The 15265-nt window shown below is 57.3% G+C and carries 16 protein-coding genes; 5 read left to right on the top strand and 11 right to left on the bottom strand.

Features of this window, described 5'->3' with window-relative positions; all coding sequences use genetic code 11:
• Positions 1-17 precede the first annotated feature (17 nt).
• The 11 genes from fdhF to GW579_RS07765 all read right to left on the bottom strand — a co-directional run bounded on the left by fdhF (position 18) and on the right by GW579_RS07765 (position 11303).
• A complete protein-coding gene (gene fdhF, locus GW579_RS07815; protein WP_165058390.1) occupies positions 18-2189 on the bottom strand; it encodes a formate dehydrogenase subunit alpha in 2172 nt (723 codons plus the stop codon).
• 23 nt (positions 2190-2212) lie between these two features.
• A complete protein-coding gene (gene hydN / locus GW579_RS07810) occupies positions 2213-2758 on the bottom strand; it encodes an electron transport protein HydN (protein ID WP_152324472.1) in 546 nt (181 codons plus the stop codon).
• A 329-nt stretch (positions 2759-3087) separates the two neighbouring features.
• Entirely contained in the window at positions 3088-3573 is a 486-nt protein-coding gene (hycI, locus tag GW579_RS07805) for a hydrogenase maturation peptidase HycI (protein WP_165058388.1), read from the bottom strand.
• A complete protein-coding gene (locus tag GW579_RS07800) occupies positions 3566-4045 on the bottom strand; it encodes a formate hydrogenlyase maturation HycH family protein (protein WP_165058758.1) in 480 nt (159 codons plus the stop codon). The genes hycI and GW579_RS07800 overlap by 8 nt, the downstream gene beginning before the upstream one ends.
• A complete protein-coding gene (locus tag GW579_RS07795; RefSeq protein ID WP_165058387.1) occupies positions 4045-4842 on the bottom strand; it encodes an NADH-quinone oxidoreductase subunit B family protein in 798 nt (265 codons plus the stop codon). The genes GW579_RS07800 and GW579_RS07795 overlap by 1 nt, the downstream gene beginning before the upstream one ends.
• A complete protein-coding gene (locus GW579_RS07790) occupies positions 4839-5396 on the bottom strand; it encodes a formate hydrogenlyase complex iron-sulfur subunit (RefSeq protein WP_165058385.1) in 558 nt (185 codons plus the stop codon). The genes GW579_RS07795 and GW579_RS07790 overlap by 4 nt, the downstream gene beginning before the upstream one ends.
• Positions 5397-5411: 15 nt before the next feature.
• Positions 5412-7136, bottom strand: coding sequence for a hydrogenase large subunit (locus GW579_RS07785; protein WP_152324468.1), 1725 nt, complete (start codon positions 7134-7136; stop codon positions 5412-5414).
• Between the two features lie 44 nt (positions 7137-7180).
• Positions 7181-8134: a respiratory chain complex I subunit 1 family protein gene (locus GW579_RS07780; protein WP_165058383.1), complete on the bottom strand. Its 954-nt coding sequence runs from the start codon at positions 8132-8134 to the stop codon at positions 7181-7183.
• 10 nt (positions 8135-8144) lie between these two features.
• Positions 8145-10052 carry a proton-conducting transporter transmembrane domain-containing protein gene (locus tag GW579_RS07775; protein WP_165058382.1) on the bottom strand — a complete coding sequence of 636 codons (1908 nt, stop codon included), beginning with the start codon at positions 10050-10052 and terminating at the stop codon, positions 8145-8147.
• On the bottom strand, positions 10052-10660 hold the full coding sequence (locus GW579_RS07770; protein WP_165058756.1) for a 4Fe-4S dicluster domain-containing protein: 609 nt from the start codon (positions 10658-10660) through the stop codon (positions 10052-10054). Before GW579_RS07770 ends, GW579_RS07775 begins: the two co-directional genes overlap by 1 nt.
• A gap of 175 nt (positions 10661-10835) precedes the next feature.
• Positions 10836-11303: a formate hydrogenlyase regulator HycA gene (locus tag GW579_RS07765; RefSeq protein WP_165058381.1), complete on the bottom strand. Its 468-nt coding sequence runs from the start codon at positions 11301-11303 to the stop codon at positions 10836-10838.
• A 326-nt stretch (positions 11304-11629) separates the two neighbouring features.
• Between GW579_RS07765 and hypA the strand changes: the two genes are divergently transcribed.
• Genes hypA through hypE form a run of 5 tightly spaced genes read left to right on the top strand, consistent with a single transcriptional unit; the run spans position 11630 to position 15234 of the window.
• A complete protein-coding gene (gene hypA, locus GW579_RS07760; RefSeq protein WP_152324464.1) occupies positions 11630-11974 on the top strand; it encodes a hydrogenase maturation nickel metallochaperone HypA in 345 nt (114 codons plus the stop codon).
• Between the two features lie 29 nt (positions 11975-12003).
• Entirely contained in the window at positions 12004-12780 is a 777-nt protein-coding gene (hypB, locus tag GW579_RS07755) for a hydrogenase nickel incorporation protein HypB (protein WP_165058380.1), read from the top strand.
• A complete protein-coding gene (locus tag GW579_RS07750; RefSeq protein ID WP_104921178.1) occupies positions 12771-13055 on the top strand; it encodes a HypC/HybG/HupF family hydrogenase formation chaperone in 285 nt (94 codons plus the stop codon). Before hypB ends, GW579_RS07750 begins: the two co-directional genes overlap by 10 nt.
• Positions 13055-14215: a hydrogenase formation protein HypD gene (hypD, locus tag GW579_RS07745; RefSeq protein ID WP_165058379.1), complete on the top strand. Its 1161-nt coding sequence runs from the start codon at positions 13055-13057 to the stop codon at positions 14213-14215. The genes GW579_RS07750 and hypD overlap by 1 nt, the downstream gene beginning before the upstream one ends.
• Complete coding sequence (gene hypE / locus GW579_RS07740; RefSeq protein ID WP_165058378.1) at positions 14212-15234, top strand: hydrogenase expression/formation protein HypE; 1023 nt, start codon at positions 14212-14214, stop codon at positions 15232-15234. Before hypD ends, hypE begins: the two co-directional genes overlap by 4 nt.
• The last annotated feature ends 31 nt before the right edge of the window (positions 15235-15265 follow it).

The following is a 15265-nucleotide window of genomic DNA, read 5'->3' as shown; positions in this document are numbered from 1 at the left end:
TTTGGGAGTTAAAAAAACTAAACCTCAATCACCGGGATCACATCCTCAACGGCGCTGCGCAGACGCGCTTTCATGTCGCTGTAGGTTTGCTGTGCGTAGTTTTCCGCCCAGCGCTGGTCGGCAATCTGCTGAACGTTAACGGCGCAATACTTGGTTTCCGGCGTTTTAGAGACCGGATCCAGATTATCCTGCGTCAGTTCGTTACAGGCACCAATCCACCACTGATAGGTCATGTACACCGCGCCGATATTGATACGTTCATTGAAGTTGGCGCGTGAAATGACTTTGCCACGGCGCGAGGCGACCCAGACCAGTTGCTGGTCGCGGATGCCGAGCGCTTCGGCGTCCTGCGGGTGCATCTGCACAAAGCCCGGTTCGTCGGCCAGTGTTTGCAAAGCGGCGCAGTTGCCGGTCATTGAGCGGCAGGAATAGTGACCGACTTCGCGGACGGTACACAGCACCAGCGGATAACTGTCATCCGGCACTTCTGCCGGTGCGCGCCACGGTGCGGCAAACAGCTGGCCTTTGCCGGTTGGCGTATCGAATCGGTTGTCGGCGTAAAGGTACTGCGTCCCCGGGCTTTCGAGGGTGGTGCAAGGCCACTGAACGTGCCCAAGTTCGCCCATTTTTTCGTAGGTTGCGCCGTAGAACAGCGGGCACAGCTCACGCATTTCGTCCCAGATTTCCTGGTTATCGTTGTAATGCATCGGATAACCGAGTTCTGTCGCCAGCAGGCTGATGATTTCCCAGTCGCGTTTGACGTTGTATTTCGGTTCGATGGCTTTTTCGAAACGCTGGAAGCCGCGGTCAGCACAAGAGAACACACCGCCGTGTTCGCCCCACGACGTGGCAGGCAGAATGACGTCGGCCTGTTCAGCGGTTTTGGTCATGAATATGTCCTGCACAACGACAAATTCCAGCGCCTCGAAGCCTTTGCGCACCAGACCTAAATCAGCTTCGGTCTGCAACGGATCTTCGCCCATGATGTAGTAGGCTTTCACGTGGCCTTCAATCGCCAGGTGCGGGATTTCGGTGATGCGGTGGCCGACTTCCGCGTCCATCTGGTTAACGTCAATGCCCCACGCATCGGCGAATTTCGCACGAACTTTTGCGTCGGTGACAGCCTGATAGCCGGGGAATTCATTCGGCAGAACGCCCATATCACAGGCACCCTGCACATTATTTTGTCCGCGAACCGGCCCGACACCGACGTTGGCTCGGCCCAGATTACCGGTCAGCAGCGCCAGCCCGGCCAGCCCTTTCACCACGTCTACAGCCTGACCAAACTGAGTCACGCCCATGCCCCACATGATGGTGGCAGAAGGGGCGGCGGCGTAAGTGCGCATCGCCTGACGGATTTGCTGTGCAGAAACGCCGGTCTGTTCGGCGACCGCTTCCGGTGAATAATCGGCAACGTTTTTGCGGTATTCCTCGAAGCCTTCGGTGTATTTCGCCACGTAGTCGTGGTCATACAGGTTTTCTTCGATCAGTACATGGGCGAACGCGTTCACCAGCGCCATGTTACAGCCGTTTTTGATTTGCAGATGCTGATCCGCAATGCGCGCGGTTTCGATGCGGCGCGGATCACAGACGATAATCTGTGCGCCTTTTTCTTTGGCTTTGATCACGCGGCGCGCGACGATCGGGTGGGAGTCCGCGCAGTTATAGCCGATTACCAGCAGGCATTTTGAATTCTCGATATCGCCGATGGAGTTACTCATTGCGCCGTTACCGAGCGTCGCCTGCAAACCGGCAACGGACGGGCCGTGGCACACGCGGGCGCAGCAGTCGACGTTGTTGGTGCCGATGACCGCACGGGCAAACTTTTGCATCACATAGTTGGTTTCGTTGCCGGTACCGCGGGAAGAACCGGTATGCATGATGGCGCGCGGGCCATGTTTTTGTTTGATTTCTTTCAGGCGCTGCGCGGTATAGCGAATGGCTTCATCCCAACTGACGGCTTCAAATTTTCCGCCTTTCTGACGGCGGATCATTGGCTGCGTCAGGCGCGGGGTCAGCAGTTTGGTATCGTTAAGGAAATCCCAGCCGTAATAACCTTTCAGACAGAGTTCACCCTGATTAGTGACGCCATTGGCGGCTTCGGCGCGAATGATTTTTCCATTATCCACAACCAGATTCAATTTACAGCCGGCCCCGCAATACGGGCAGACGGTGGTGATTTTTTTCATGTGATTACTTCCTCTATCCGGAGTTAAAACAGCAGGGGAGATGTGCTGTCGAGCGCAGCGCGGCGGCGTTTTTCTGCGTTCATTTCCTGTAAGTGATTACGGTCGATGGCGTAAAGCGCCTTGGTCGGGCAGATTTCCATGCACGCCGGGCCTTCTGCGCGGGTGTGGCACAGGTCGCATTTATGCGCTTCAGCTTTGTCGGACGTGGCAACCATTGCGGCACCGTTCTGGCGGAAAATCGGTTTGGTGACCACTTCCATCGCGCCATACGGGCAGGCGACAACGCAGGTTTTGCAGCCGATGCAGCGTTCCTGCATCACCTGAACGTGGTCGCCGGTGCGCAGGATCGCGCCATTCGGGCAGACGTTGGCGCAGGGCGCGTCTTCGCACTGGCGGCACATCACCGGCGTACTGAGATTCACGCCTTTAATGACGTGCAGGCGCGGGGCGAACGTGGCGGCGTTCAGCAGCGAGATATCCTGAGAATCGCTGTGCGCCATGACGCAGGCAATTTCACAGGTACGGCAGCCGATGCATTTTTTAGGGTCGGCGATAATGAACCGGTTCATGTCTACTCTCCAAATCCCCGTCGTCCCTGGCACCGCAGGTGCGTTGGCTGCGTTCACCCGACCGAATCACTGACGCATGTCAGCTCATCGGGACTCCTTCGCTTGCCGCCTTCCTGCAATGCCAGTGCCTTAGGGGATTTCTGTGTACTTAAATTGAAGTGGTTAAAAGTTTTCATCTACTGCTATACATAAACCATGCCAGTTTTATGGTTTTATTTTTATACTTGTCTTTCAATGAGTTAATGATTCTCTTGCCTGCCGATGACGACGCGTGTCACTGACGTCATGTCCGCGTCGTCACCACATCGACAGTTATGTCGACAGCAAGGTCAGGCGGTTTCTGCCTGAAAAGGCGCGATGCCCATGCCCTGTTCCAGCGCCGGTAACAGCTGATGCAAACGGATGACGGCCTGTTCCACGGCGTCGCTCATCGGGTAATAAAACGCGACGACGTCCGGCTGAATGCCGACAAACGTGATTTGCGGGATATCCTCACGCAGCTGCTGCATGAGAAACGTCAGCGGCAAATTGTGGGTGGTCATCATGAACATTTCGCTGATGTCGCTTTCTTCGAGAATGCGCATCTCACCGGGCATCAGCCCCATGTCGGTGGCGTCCACGATCACCAGATGCGCCGGGTGCAGCTCGCGTAAATAGCCGATGTCGTTTTCCGGCGCGGCACCGCCGTCAACGACTGTCCAGCCGCTGAGCGGTTTTTCTGCACACAGTTCTGCCAGCCGGGGCCCGGCCCCGTCATCGCCCATCATGCTGTTGCCCACACAAAGCAGCGCGTAGCGGGAAGTGGAATCAGGCATCGTATCTCCTGACCATCAGGTACATCGCGGGGTCACTTTCGATTTGTCCGAGCAGGGCGATGAGCTGGTCGCTCCAGCCCTGCTGTTCTTCATTCATCTGCGGGCGGGCATCGCGCAGCGCCAGCGCCAGTAAATGGGTGTGGCTGCTGTCGATATTGATTTCGCCAAAACGCTGTACACCCGCCAGTTTTCGGTAAGCTTCCCCCTGTTCTGGCAGGCAGCTGACCCATTGCTGGTAACCGGTCAGCGTACATTCGAGGCGGGATTTCAGGCAGTCGATCACCCCGAGGTGGTGGCCGATCGCCAGGCTGTAATACACCACTTCCTGCACTTTCTGCGAGCTGCGCTTTTGCGCACTTTTCTCGTCGACAAATTTGCTGCTCAGTGAGTAAAAAATCACTTTGTTCTTTTCGGCCTGATGACCGGAAAAAGGCTGATGCTGCGCGTAGCGCTGGTCGTTTCCTGATGTCATCACAGACGCACCTCCCCGCGCAGAACCTGTTGATAAATTTGTTGCAGGTTGCCGATAATTTCAGTGAGCCGCAGGTCGCCGCGTTCACTGAGGTAGGTTGAAACGCGCTGTTCCACCGGCTGAAGACCGGGCGCGGCCACGATATTCATAAACTCATCGGCAATCTGGCGGCCATAACGGTAACCGGCCATGCGGCGCGCTTCGCGGTCGAGTAAAACGCGCAACGGCTGCGGCAGATCCGGATGCAGTAATTCCGCCTGCGTCGCTGCGGCGTCGTCGTGCTGCTGTCCTTTGATTTTCTGATCCAGCAAACCGAGCGCCATCGCGAAGCCGTAAATGGTGGCAGCCGGTGTCGGCGGGCAGCCCGGAATATACACGTCGACCGGTACGATTTTGTCAGTGCCGCCCCAGACGCAGTAAAGGTCGTGGAAAATGCCGCCGCTGTTGCCACAAGCTCCGTAAGAAATGCAGATTTTCGGATCCGGTGCGGAATCCCAGGCGCGCAGTGCGGGCATACGCATGGCGCGGGTGACCGCGCCGGTGAACAGCAGAATGTCGGCATGGCGCGGTGACGGGACGACTTTGATGCCAAAACGTTCGGCGTCGAACAGCGGTGAAATCGCCGCGAAAATCTCAATCTCGCAGCCGTTACAGCCGCCACAGTCCACGCGGTAAACGTAGGCGGAGCGGCGGATGCTGTGCAGCAGGGTGGATTTCAGTTTTGCGATGCTTTCATCAAGCGTGACGGGCACCGGCAGGCCATTTTCGTCGCGCGGTGCAATCGGGTTATGACTCATGAACGGGCCTCCGTGGTCATATGGCGGCCGATATCAATACGGTCGGTGGAAGAAAGACTGTGCATTTTCTTGCATGACGGACAGGTTTCGTACTGCACGCGGCGGTCGGCGATTTGCCGGTCACTCAGCGCGGCGCTTTCCTGCAACAGGCTGAGCGCGAAGTCGATTTCCTTTTGCACGGCGTAAGGTTTGCCGCATTCACGGCAATGGCAGATGGGGAAATCCGCTGTTTCGTACAAATCTTCTTTGCGCCATACCGCCAGTTCAAATTCCTGCGACAGTTTGATGGCTGCCGTCGGGCAGACTTCCTCGCAGCGGGCGCAGAAAATGCAGCGGCCTAAAAACAGTTGCCAGCGCAGGATTTCACCGTCTTCCGCCGTGGTCATGGTCAGCGCGTTAGACGGGCAGGCGTTGGCGCAGGCCCCGCAGGCTATACACTGCTGCGCGGTGTATTGCGGCTTTCCGCGAAAATTCGGTGCCAAATCCAGCGGCGTGAACGGATAACCCACGGTGGCTGTGCCCGTTTTCAGCACTTTTTTAATCAGTTTCAGCATGATTTAAGTGATTCCTTAAAGCGGCGAGTTTTTGCGTTCGATGCCGTAACGTTCGATCTCTTTATAAGGCACGACGATGGTCGTTTTCTTACGCACATCGACCACGGTCATGCGGTCGGTGCAGGAATAACAAGGATCGAGACTGCCGATAATCAGCGGAGCGTCGGAGACGGTATTGCCACGCAGCATATAGCGCAGCGTCGGCCAGTTGGCGTACGTCGCCGCACGGCATCGCCAGCGGAAAAGCTTCTGGTTGTCGCCGGTCATGCTCCAGTGGATGTCATCGCCGCGCGGGGCTTCGGCAAAACCGAGGGCAAAGCGGTGCGGAATATAGGTAAACCCTTCCACCGCCAGCGGGCCGCCCGGCAGGCTTTGCAGGCCAAACTCAATCATATTCAGGGCGTTATAAACTTCGTGGATGCGGACTTTAAGACGGGAATAGACGTCGTTGCCGGTTTCGCTGCAAATCTCAAACGGCAGTTTGGCGTAACCGGCATAAGGATGATCCTGACGCATATCCCGGCGGTGGCCGCTGCCGCGCACCATCGGGCCGACGTTGCTGAAATCACGCGCGACCTGCGGATCCAGAATGCCGACGCCGACGCTGCGTTGTTCGGTATTCGGCGTGCTGAGCAGAATATCCACCAGCTCACCGAGGTCACGACGCATGCTGCCCGCCAGCGCAATGGTCTGGATCATGTCGTCTTTTAAGATGTCGCGGCGGATCCCGCCGATCAGGTTCATGCCGTAGGTTTTGCGAGCGCCGGTCAGGATTTCGGCCATTTTCATGGACTGTTCGCGGATGCGGAAAAACTGCATAAAGCCGGAGTCAAAACCGACGAAATGGCAGGCCAGCCCGAGGTTCAGCAAATGGCTGTGCAGACGTTCCACTTCCAGCAGTATTGAGCGGATCATCTGGGCACGTTCCGGCACCACAATCCCCATCGCATTTTCCACCGATGAGGTATACGCCACGCTGTGGGTAAAACCGCAGATGCCGCACACGCGGTCAGAAAGGAACGTGACTTCGTTATAGCCCATGCGGGTTTCGGCCAGTTTTTCCATCCCGCGGTGGACGTAAAACAGACGGTAATCCGCGTCGATAATGTCTTCGCCATCGACAAACAGACGAAAATGTCCGGGTTCGTCAGAAGTGACGTGCAGCGGGCCAATCGGCACAATTTTGCTGCCTTCTTTGGCTTGCGAAATAAACGGATAGGTTTCGTCGTCGGTCGTCGGTGCCGGGCGCTGACGGTAATCCATTGAATCTTTGCGCAGCGGATATAAATCATCCGGCCAGTCGTCCGGCAGCACCAGACGACGCTCGTCCGGCAACCCGACCGGGCGTAAACCATACATATCACGAACTTCGCGTTCACCCCAGACTGCCGCGGGCACGCGCGGCGTCACGGACGGGAATTCCAGCGAAACCGGATCCACTTCGGCGCGCACGGTGATCCAGCACTTCACGCCTTTTTCCATCGACAGCACGTAATACAGCGCATAGTTGCCACACAGCGTGCGTTCATCATTGCCGAATAACACGGAAAGCCAGCCGCCTTGCTGGTAATACAACCACTCGACCACTTCCGGCAGCGCGTTCAGCTTGATAGTCACCGTCGCCTGCGTATCGGTCTGCCATTCGCTGCCTGAAATGGCCGCCGGGAACTGCTTCGCCAGCGCAGCAAGATAATGTTTGCCGACCGGGTTTTGATTTAATGCGGTATTGAACTCACTCATTGCAAAGCCTCTTCCCGCCGTGGCGGGATAAGAAAAATGTCAGGTCAGCCTGCGACCAGCCAGGAAACCAGCGCCAAAAATGCCAGCCCGAAGCCCGCCCATGTGGTGCGGGAGGTTTTGAGAAAACGCAGACGGGCGACGCTGTTCTCGACAAGTGCCACCAGAAAAACGGCGATCAGCAGTTTCACCAGGCTCAGCACCACGGCAGTCAGCAATGCCACCGGCGTGATGTGATCCACCTGCCCGAACGGGAAGAACAGGCCGAGAAAAAGCTGCAACACCACCAGCTGTTTCAGGCTGATGCCGATTTTCAGCACGCACAGCGCGGCACCGGAATATTCGGTCAGCGGGCCTTCCTGTAATTCCTGCTCGGCTTCGGCCATATCAAACGGCAATTTGCCCATTTCGATATACGTGGCAAACGCGCAGGCCAGACCGGCCAGAATGAGCGTCAGGGAAGATGACACCGGCCAGTGCAGCACGCGGGTGGCAATCGCGCCGAGCGAGGTGGAACCCGCCACCAGCGCGGCGACCCACAGGCCGAGCAGCAGGATCGGTTCGACCAGCACGCCCAACACTGCTTCACGGCTGGCGCCGATGCCGGTGAACGTGCTGCCGGTATCCAGCCCGGCGATGGCAAACACAAAGCGCACCACGGCAAACAGATAAATCACGGTAATCAGGTCACCTGCTGCGCCCATCGGCGAAGCCAGCGTCACCACCGGCAGGGCGGTGGCGATAACCAGCAATCCGCCGGTCAGCAGATACGGCATGCTGCGAAACGCCGGGCCGGACGCCGCCGGTGCCACACTCTGACGTTTGAGTAATTTGGCGATATCACGGTATTCCTGTAATACCCCCGGCCCGCGGCGGTTGTGCATCCGGGCGCGCATGACGCGGCTGAATCCGGCAAACAGCGGAGCCACCGCCAGCAGCGAGAAGGCCTGAATCAGCGCCAGCGGCCACAGAGAACCGTTCAGCAAAAAGGGAAAATTCATAGTCAGTTCCTCAGGCAAAAGCCACGACCAGCAACACGGCCAGTTCAATGAAAGCCAGACGACGGCAGAAAGCCCCGAGCCAGCCCTGATGCAGCGTGCTCACCAGTTTTGCGGGCATGACGTACTGGCGCAGGCGGTACAGCGGGCCAAACATCACGCGCAGTGGCTGGGTAAAACCGGTCGCAGTGACCACCATGTCAGCGGAATGCCCGTAACCACAGGCCCAGGCCTCGCCGCGCAAACGGTTCGGCATGCGGGCACCGCGCAGAACGGCGGCAATAATCCACGGCAATAAAGGCATCCCCAAAAGCAGGAGCGCCACCATCGGGGCGGAAACAGCGGAAGTCGGGGAGAACACAGCACCGTGCTGCGCGGTTTGCAAAACAGGCGTGTTCAGAACGGAAGCGGCAACGGCGGCGAAGTGCGGAATAATCCACGGTGAGGCGACACCGAAAATGACGCACAGCAGTGCCAGCAAAACGCTGCTCAGCGTCATAGCCAGCGGGGCAGGCGTCGCATCTTCTGCCGCCTTGCTGCGCGGCGCGCCAAGAAACGTCACGCCGAAAACTTTCGCCACGCACATCAGGGCCAGCGCGCCGGTGAGCGCCAGCCCGACGGCCAGCAGCGGGCCGAGCAGACGTGCGATAAACAGCGGCGCGGCGCTTAGCTGGAACAGTGACTGATACAGCAGCCATTCGCTGGCAAAGCCGTTAAGCGGCGGCAGCGCGGCCATCGACATCAGCGCGACAAGCATCGCCACGGCGGTCCACGGCATCAGACGGGCGATACCGCCGAGCTTTTCCATATCCTTTATGCCGGTCTGCATTTCAATTTCACCGGCACCGAGGAACAGCGCGGTTTTAAACAGACCGTGGTTGAACAGATGGAACAATCCGGCCAGCAGCGCCAGCGCCGCCAGTTCCGGCATATTCAGCGCCACGCCGGTCATCGCACCGCCGACGCCAAGCAGAATAATCCCCACGTTTTCCAGCGTGTGATAGGCCAGCAGACGGCGGATATCGTGTTCCATCAGCGCGTACAGCCCGCCAATAAACGCGGTCAGGATTGCCAGCAACAACACCAGCAGGCCCCACCAGAGTGGCGGTGCGCCGAGCAAATCCAGACCGACTTTTACGATGCCAATAATGCCGATTTTCATCAGCACGGAAGAGAACAGCGCTGCGGCATGCGCCGGTGCGCTGGAATGAGACTGCGGCACCCAGGCGTGCAGCGGAATAATCCCGGCGTAAAGCCCGAAGCCCGCCAGCGCCAGCAGGAAGGCCAGCGATTTTGCGCCCGCCGGGAAGGTGGTGTGGCGCAGAACGTCAAAATCCAGACTTCCGCTGACGTGATGTAAAACCGTGAACGCCAGCATCAGGCAAACCGTGCCGAGGCGGCCGGATAAAAACTGATTCAGACCCGCACGGCGGCTTTTCACATCGTCGGTTTGTACGATCAGGAAGTAGGCGCACAGCGCGGCCAGTTCCATCATCACCAGCAGTTCAATGGCGTTATTCGCGACTGCCGCCGCCGTCAGCGCCGCCGTCAGGAAGTTGCACAACAAGCCGGTGCGGCCGCGTTTTCGTGACGTCGTTCCCGCCAGCCACGCCCAGGCGTACAGGCTGCAAAACAGCGCCGTGACTGACATTGCCAGCAATAATAATCCGTTCAGCGGGCTGAGTTCAGCGGTGAAAGGCAGCGCGGGCAACGCGACTGTCTGCACCGCGGTGCCGCGGTGAACGGTCTCAAAAGCCGCGACGATGGCCGCCGCAGAAGCCAGCATGCCGCCCAGCCCGCAAAGCAGGCTGCTGAGCCGTGCGGCGGCAGAAAATACCCAGCCCGCCACGCCGCTCACCAGCCAGATAAGTAGCGCCAGCGCCAGCAAAGAGGCGGGTTCTAAAGCAAACAAAGCCGTCATTATTTGGCCCCCGCGTCAGGCGTGGTGAAAGTGGAATAACCGTCAGGGAAAGCATTCATCGCATTCAGGCGTTTTTGCTGGCTGCTGTGTTCGGCCAGACTGGCGGTAACCAGCGTGATGGCCTGCGTCGGGCAGGTCTTGATGCACGCCGGTCCGTCCGGGCTAAAGCTGCATAAATCGCATTTCACGGCCACGGCGCGCAATCCGGGTACGCAATCCAGGAACGGGCTGACGGCGCGCGGCGCGCGCGGGGCGGGCAGCGCTTTTGAGGTATTACAGTTGTGCGGAATATCCAGCGGCGAACTGCCGGAAAAGGTGATCGCGCCAAACGGGCAGGCAATTCCGCACAGTTTGCAGCTCACGCACAGGCTTTCGTTGAGGTGAATGGCCTCGTCCTGACGGGTGATGGCATTGACCGGGCAGACTTGCGCACACGGCGCATCTTCACACTGGTGGCACATGACCGGCGCGGAATCCAGCCGGTTGCGCATCACCTGCAAACGGGGCGCAGACTGCAAGCCGTGCAGCTGATGTTCCTGCGAACAGCTGGCCATACAGGTGTTGCAGCCGATACACAATTTCGGATCGGCTATCACATATTGATTCATGGCGGCGACGCGACTCATGAAGTCTCCTTTTCATTTCGTCAAAGGTGACGAAATCGGCACTTAAATTGACATTTCGACATTTATGTCGGAATTAATCCCCGTAAAAACCGGTAATCAAATGACGCGGGAAAACATTTCCGTCAGACCGGCGTAATAATGTATTTCTGCATATGAATCAGGCGTGGCTAAGTAATTTTTCTAATTGCGCCGCAATAGGCCGATTGTTGTGCAGGGAGTCGTAAATACACTGATAAATTGCGGAAATCTTATTTAAATAATGTTCCAGAACGGCGTTTTTATCGTGGATATCCACAGTGTCGTCGATCTTACCTTCTTCGCTCAGCGCGGCGTGGGCAAAGGTTTTGAAATCAGGCTCTTCACCGTTGTGCGCCATGTTCAGGCTGTACACGATGTCCTGACTGTAGAAGTCATCGCTCAGGTGAATGCTGACGGTGAAATAGTTGAACAGCGTGAAGCGGATATCCTGATCTTCGCCACAGGAGAACTCGTGATTAATCTTCTTATTTGAATGAGTTACCGCCTGAATCAGGCTGTTCTGGTAAGCGCGCCACTGTGATTTCAGATGGCTGTTTTTGCTGGCAATATAATCGGCCTTCGTGGTCAGTTCGCTGAGAGTGCTCATGTCATACCCTGTTATTGTGTTGTGCGTGAGTGTCATTTTTCATCGCCCCGTGACGACTGAAAAATGGCGCATAACCCTCTAAGGGCATAAAGCGTGCCAGTTTCGATATTTATTTTATTAATGATTATAAATCAGTGTATTAGGTGTTTTTCGCCCGTTCGTGGTTCAACGCGGGCGAATAAAGGGTGTGTCGATGACACGTTATTTCGACAGTTATGACGCACTAATTCCGTCACCGGAAAAGTCCGGTCTTTTAATAAGCGTCATGAAATCTGGCATTAATATTGCAGAAGTCCTTTTATCTGACTCCATCGGGAGGGGAAATCATGCACGAAATAACGTTGTGCCAGAATGCCGTGGAAATAATGCAGGAATTTGGTCAGCAAAATAATGCGCGGAGAATAACCGCGGTATGGATGGAAATTGGGGCTTTTTCCTGCGTCGAGCCGGAAGCGCTGCAATTTTGTTTTGAGCTGGCGTGTCGGAAAACACTGGCCGAAGGCTGCGCGTTGCATCTCGATACGCCCGCGGCGCAAAGCTGGTGTCACGATTGCCAGAAAGATATCCGCCTGTTTCGCCCCGACGTGCTGCTTTGCCCGGAATGCGGCGGCCGAAATGTGCGGGTAATCGCTGACGACGGTATGAAAATTAAACGTATTGAAATCGAATAACGGGTATCAGAAACCCGGGGGAGAAAACTATGTGCAGTACCTGCGGTTGTGCCAGCGGCGAGCTTCGGATTGAAGGCGTCAGCAGTGAACATTCTCACCACGATCATTCGCATCCACATGAGCACGGCCATTCGCACGGTTTGCCGTTTGCGCCGCGTCGGCTGGTGGATATCGAAATGGATGTGCTGGCGAAGAACAATCATATCGCCGCGCATAACCGCGAGCATTTTGCGCAGGCCGCCATTCTGGCGCTGAATCTGGTCTCCAGCCCCGGTTCCGGCAAAACGACGCTACTGACCAGCACGCTGACCCGTCTTGCGCCGTATTTCGACTGCGCAGTGGTGGAAGGCGATCAGCAAACCACCAACGATGCGGATCGTATCCGGGCGACCGGCGTTCCGGCGATTCAGGTGAATACCGGCAAAGGTTGCCATCTCGATGCGCAGATGGTGCATGACGCGGTACATCAGCTGTCGCCGAACAATAACAGCCTGCTGTTTATAGAAAACGTCGGCAATCTGGTGTGTCCTGCCAGTTTTGATCTCGGCGAACGGCATAAAGTGGCGGTGCTTTCCGTCACTGAAGGCGAAGACAAACCGCTGAAATATCCGCATATGTTTGCGGCCTCGCGCCTGATGATCCTCAATAAAATCGACCTGTTGCCGTACGTCAGTTTTGACGTCGAAACCTGCATCGCCAATGCGCGGCAGGTCAACCCGGAAATTGAAGTGATCCGCCTTTCCGCCACCACCGGCGAAGGCATGGACGAGTGGCTGGCGTGGCTGGAGCAGCAGCGATGTGCATAGGCATTCCGGGGCAAATCGTTGCGCTGCATGAGCAACAGCCCGATCACGCGTGGGCAGAAGTTTGCGGCTTACGGCGTGAGGTGAATATCGCGCTGGTTTGTGAAGGCATCAGCGAACGCGAACAGCTGATTGGCGGCTGGGTGTTAATTCACGTCGGGTTTGCGCTGAGCCGTCTCGACGAGCACGAAGCGCAGGAAACGCTGGCGGCACTGCACGCCATGGAAGAAGTGGAAGCCGATGTCGCGCTGTTTCTCGGCGCGGGGGAGGCCAGATAATGCGTTTTGTCGATGAATTCCGCGACCCGAAGCTGGCGAAAACGCTGATTGAACGCCTGCATAAACGGGCGGCACAACTGCCGTATAGCGCTGAAAAGCCGATGCAAATTATGGAAGTCTGCGGCGGTCATACGCACGCTATTTTCAAATTTGGTCTGGATAAACTGCTGCCTCCGCAGCTGGAATTTATCCACGGCCCTGGCTGCCCGGTGTGCGTGTTGCCGATGGGGCGGATTGACGCCTGCTGCGAAATTGCGGCGCACCCGGACGTGATTTTCTGCACCTTTGGCGATGCGCTGCGGGTGCCGGGAAAACAGGGTTCGCTGCTGAATGCACGCGAACGCGGCGCGGATGTGCGGGTGGTCTATTCGCCGCTCGATGCCCTGAAACTGGCGCGGGAAAACCCGCAGCGGCAGGTGGTATTTTTCGCGCTCGGTTTTGAAACTACGCTGCCGGTAACGGCGGTCACACTGCAACAGGCGCGGCGCGAAGGGCTGACCAATTTCAGCGTCTTTTGCCAGCACATCAGCCTGATCCCGACGTTGCGCAGTTTGCTGCAACAAGACGATGTCCGCATCGACGCTTTTCTCGCGCCCGGCCACGTCAGCATGGTGATCGGCACCGCGCCGTACCATTTCATTAATACGCAATTCGGCAAACCGCTGGTGGTCAGCGGGTTTGAACCGCTGGACATGCTGCAAGGCGTTTTAATGCTCGTAGAACAAGTTTGCGAGGCATCGTGTAAAACCGAAAACCAATACCGGCGCATCGTGCCCGAAGAGGGTAATGTGCTGGCACAAAACGCGATCCGCGAAGTCTTTCAGCTTTCCGGCAGCAGCGAATGGCGCGGGCTGGGCCTTATTGAGGCGTCGGGAATTTCCCTGACGGAAACCTATTCTGCCTTCGATGCCGAACGCCGTTTCAGGCCGCAGACACAATCGGTGGCCGATGATCCGCGTTCGCGCTGCGGCGACGTGCTGACAGGGCGCTGCAAGCCGCATGAATGCCCGTTGTTTGGCACCGGCTGCACGCCGCATAACGCGTTTGGCGCGCTGATGGTCTCCTCAGAAGGTGCCTGCGCCGCCTGGTATCAGTACCGGTATCTGGAAAATGAACCCGCACAGGAACAGCAAGAGATGAAACAGAAGGTGGCAGGATGAGCGAGCGCAATGACGTAGTGACGATGGCGCACGGAAGCGGTGGTCGCGCGATGCAGCAGATGATTGAAAGACTGTTTCTCAGCGCATTTGATAATCCGTGGCTCAACGAACGCGAAGACGGCGCACGGTTATCGCTGGCCGCGATGAGCGAGCAGGGCGATCGTCTGGCCTTTACCACCGACAGCTATGTCATTGATCCGATTTTCTTTCCCGGCGGTAATATCGGCAAACTGGCGGTGTGCGGCACGGCAAACGATTTGTCCGTCAGCGGTGCAATACCGGCGTATCTCTCCTGCGGATTCATTCTGGAAGAGGGGCTGCCGATGGACGATTTGCAGAAAATTGTCAGCCTGATGGCGCAAACCGCGCGCGAGGCGGGGATCGCCATTGTCACCGGCGATACCAAAGTCGTGCAGCGTGGCGCAGCCGATAAAATTTTCATTAACACCGCCGGGATCGGCGTGATCCCCGGTGATGTGGCGTGGGGGGCGGGGCAGATTCAGTGCGGCGATAAAGTGATCGTCAGCGGCACGCTGGGGGATCACGGCGCCACCATTCTCAATCTCCGCGAGCAGCTGGGAATGGATCTCGGTATTCAGAGCGACTGCGCCGTGCTGGCGCCAATGGTTGCGCCGCTGCGCGCCGTTTCCGGCGTCCACGCCCTGCGCGATGCGACGCGCGGCGGGGTTAACGCGATTTTGCATGAGTTTAGCGAGGCCAGCGGTTTCGGCATTTCCATTGATGAAAATGCACTACCGGTCAAATCCGCGGTACGGGGAATTTGCGAACTGCTGGGGCTGGGGCCGCTGAATTTTGCCAATGAAGGCAAACTGGTAGTGGTGGTAGCTGCGCAGGCGGAAGAAAGGGTACTGAATTTATTGCGAAATCACCCGCTGGGTACGGACGCCGCGACGATCGGCGAGGTCACCGAAAATCCGCAGGTCTGTCTGCGCGGCGCGCTGGGTGTCTCCCGACAGCTGATGCTGCCACATACCGAACCTTTACCCCGCATTTGTTGATCTCATCAGGGGGGCTGAGTCCCACGAAAGG

It is taken from the genome of Rahnella contaminans (assembly GCF_011065485.1).
Classification (GTDB): Bacteria; Pseudomonadota; Gammaproteobacteria; order Enterobacterales; family Enterobacteriaceae; genus Rahnella; species Rahnella contaminans.
Note: the sequence above shows the minus strand (reverse complement) of the source record. Positions and strands in the feature narration are given on the sequence as shown.

Excerpts from the sequence above, each read along its gene's own strand:
- GW579_RS07780 (WP_165058383.1), bottom strand. The coding sequence starts at position 8,134 with ATGAATTTTCCCTTTTTGCTGAACGGTTCTCTGTGGCCGCTGGCGCTG.
- hypE (WP_165058378.1), top strand. The coding sequence starts at position 14,212 with ATGAGCGAGCGCAATGACGTAGTGACGATGGCGCACGGAAGCGGTGGT.
- hydN (WP_152324472.1), bottom strand. The coding sequence starts at position 2,758 with ATGAACCGGTTCATTATCGCCGACCCTAAAAAATGCATCGGCTGCCGT.
- hycI (WP_165058388.1), bottom strand. The coding sequence starts at position 3,573 with ATGCCTGATTCCACTTCCCGCTACGCGCTGCTTTGTGTGGGCAACAGC.
- GW579_RS07765 (WP_165058381.1), bottom strand. The coding sequence starts at position 11,303 with ATGAGCACTCTCAGCGAACTGACCACGAAGGCCGATTATATTGCCAGC.
- GW579_RS07775 (WP_165058382.1), bottom strand. The coding sequence starts at position 10,052 with ATGACGGCTTTGTTTGCTTTAGAACCCGCCTCTTTGCTGGCGCTGGCG.
- GW579_RS07785 (WP_152324468.1), bottom strand. The coding sequence starts at position 7,136 with ATGAGTGAGTTCAATACCGCATTAAATCAAAACCCGGTCGGCAAACAT.
- hypB (WP_165058380.1), top strand. The coding sequence starts at position 12,004 with ATGTGCAGTACCTGCGGTTGTGCCAGCGGCGAGCTTCGGATTGAAGGC.
- GW579_RS07795 (WP_165058387.1), bottom strand. The coding sequence starts at position 4,842 with ATGAGTCATAACCCGATTGCACCGCGCGACGAAAATGGCCTGCCGGTG.
- hypD (WP_165058379.1), top strand. The coding sequence starts at position 13,055 with ATGCGTTTTGTCGATGAATTCCGCGACCCGAAGCTGGCGAAAACGCTG.
- GW579_RS07800 (WP_165058758.1), bottom strand. The coding sequence starts at position 4,045 with ATGACATCAGGAAACGACCAGCGCTACGCGCAGCATCAGCCTTTTTCC.
- GW579_RS07750 (WP_104921178.1), top strand. The coding sequence starts at position 12,771 with ATGTGCATAGGCATTCCGGGGCAAATCGTTGCGCTGCATGAGCAACAG.
- GW579_RS07790 (WP_165058385.1), bottom strand. The coding sequence starts at position 5,396 with ATGCTGAAACTGATTAAAAAAGTGCTGAAAACGGGCACAGCCACCGTG.
- fdhF (WP_165058390.1), bottom strand. The coding sequence starts at position 2,189 with ATGAAAAAAATCACCACCGTCTGCCCGTATTGCGGGGCCGGCTGTAAA.
- GW579_RS07770 (WP_165058756.1), bottom strand. The coding sequence starts at position 10,660 with ATGAATCAATATGTGATAGCCGATCCGAAATTGTGTATCGGCTGCAAC.
- hypA (WP_152324464.1), top strand. The coding sequence starts at position 11,630 with ATGCACGAAATAACGTTGTGCCAGAATGCCGTGGAAATAATGCAGGAA.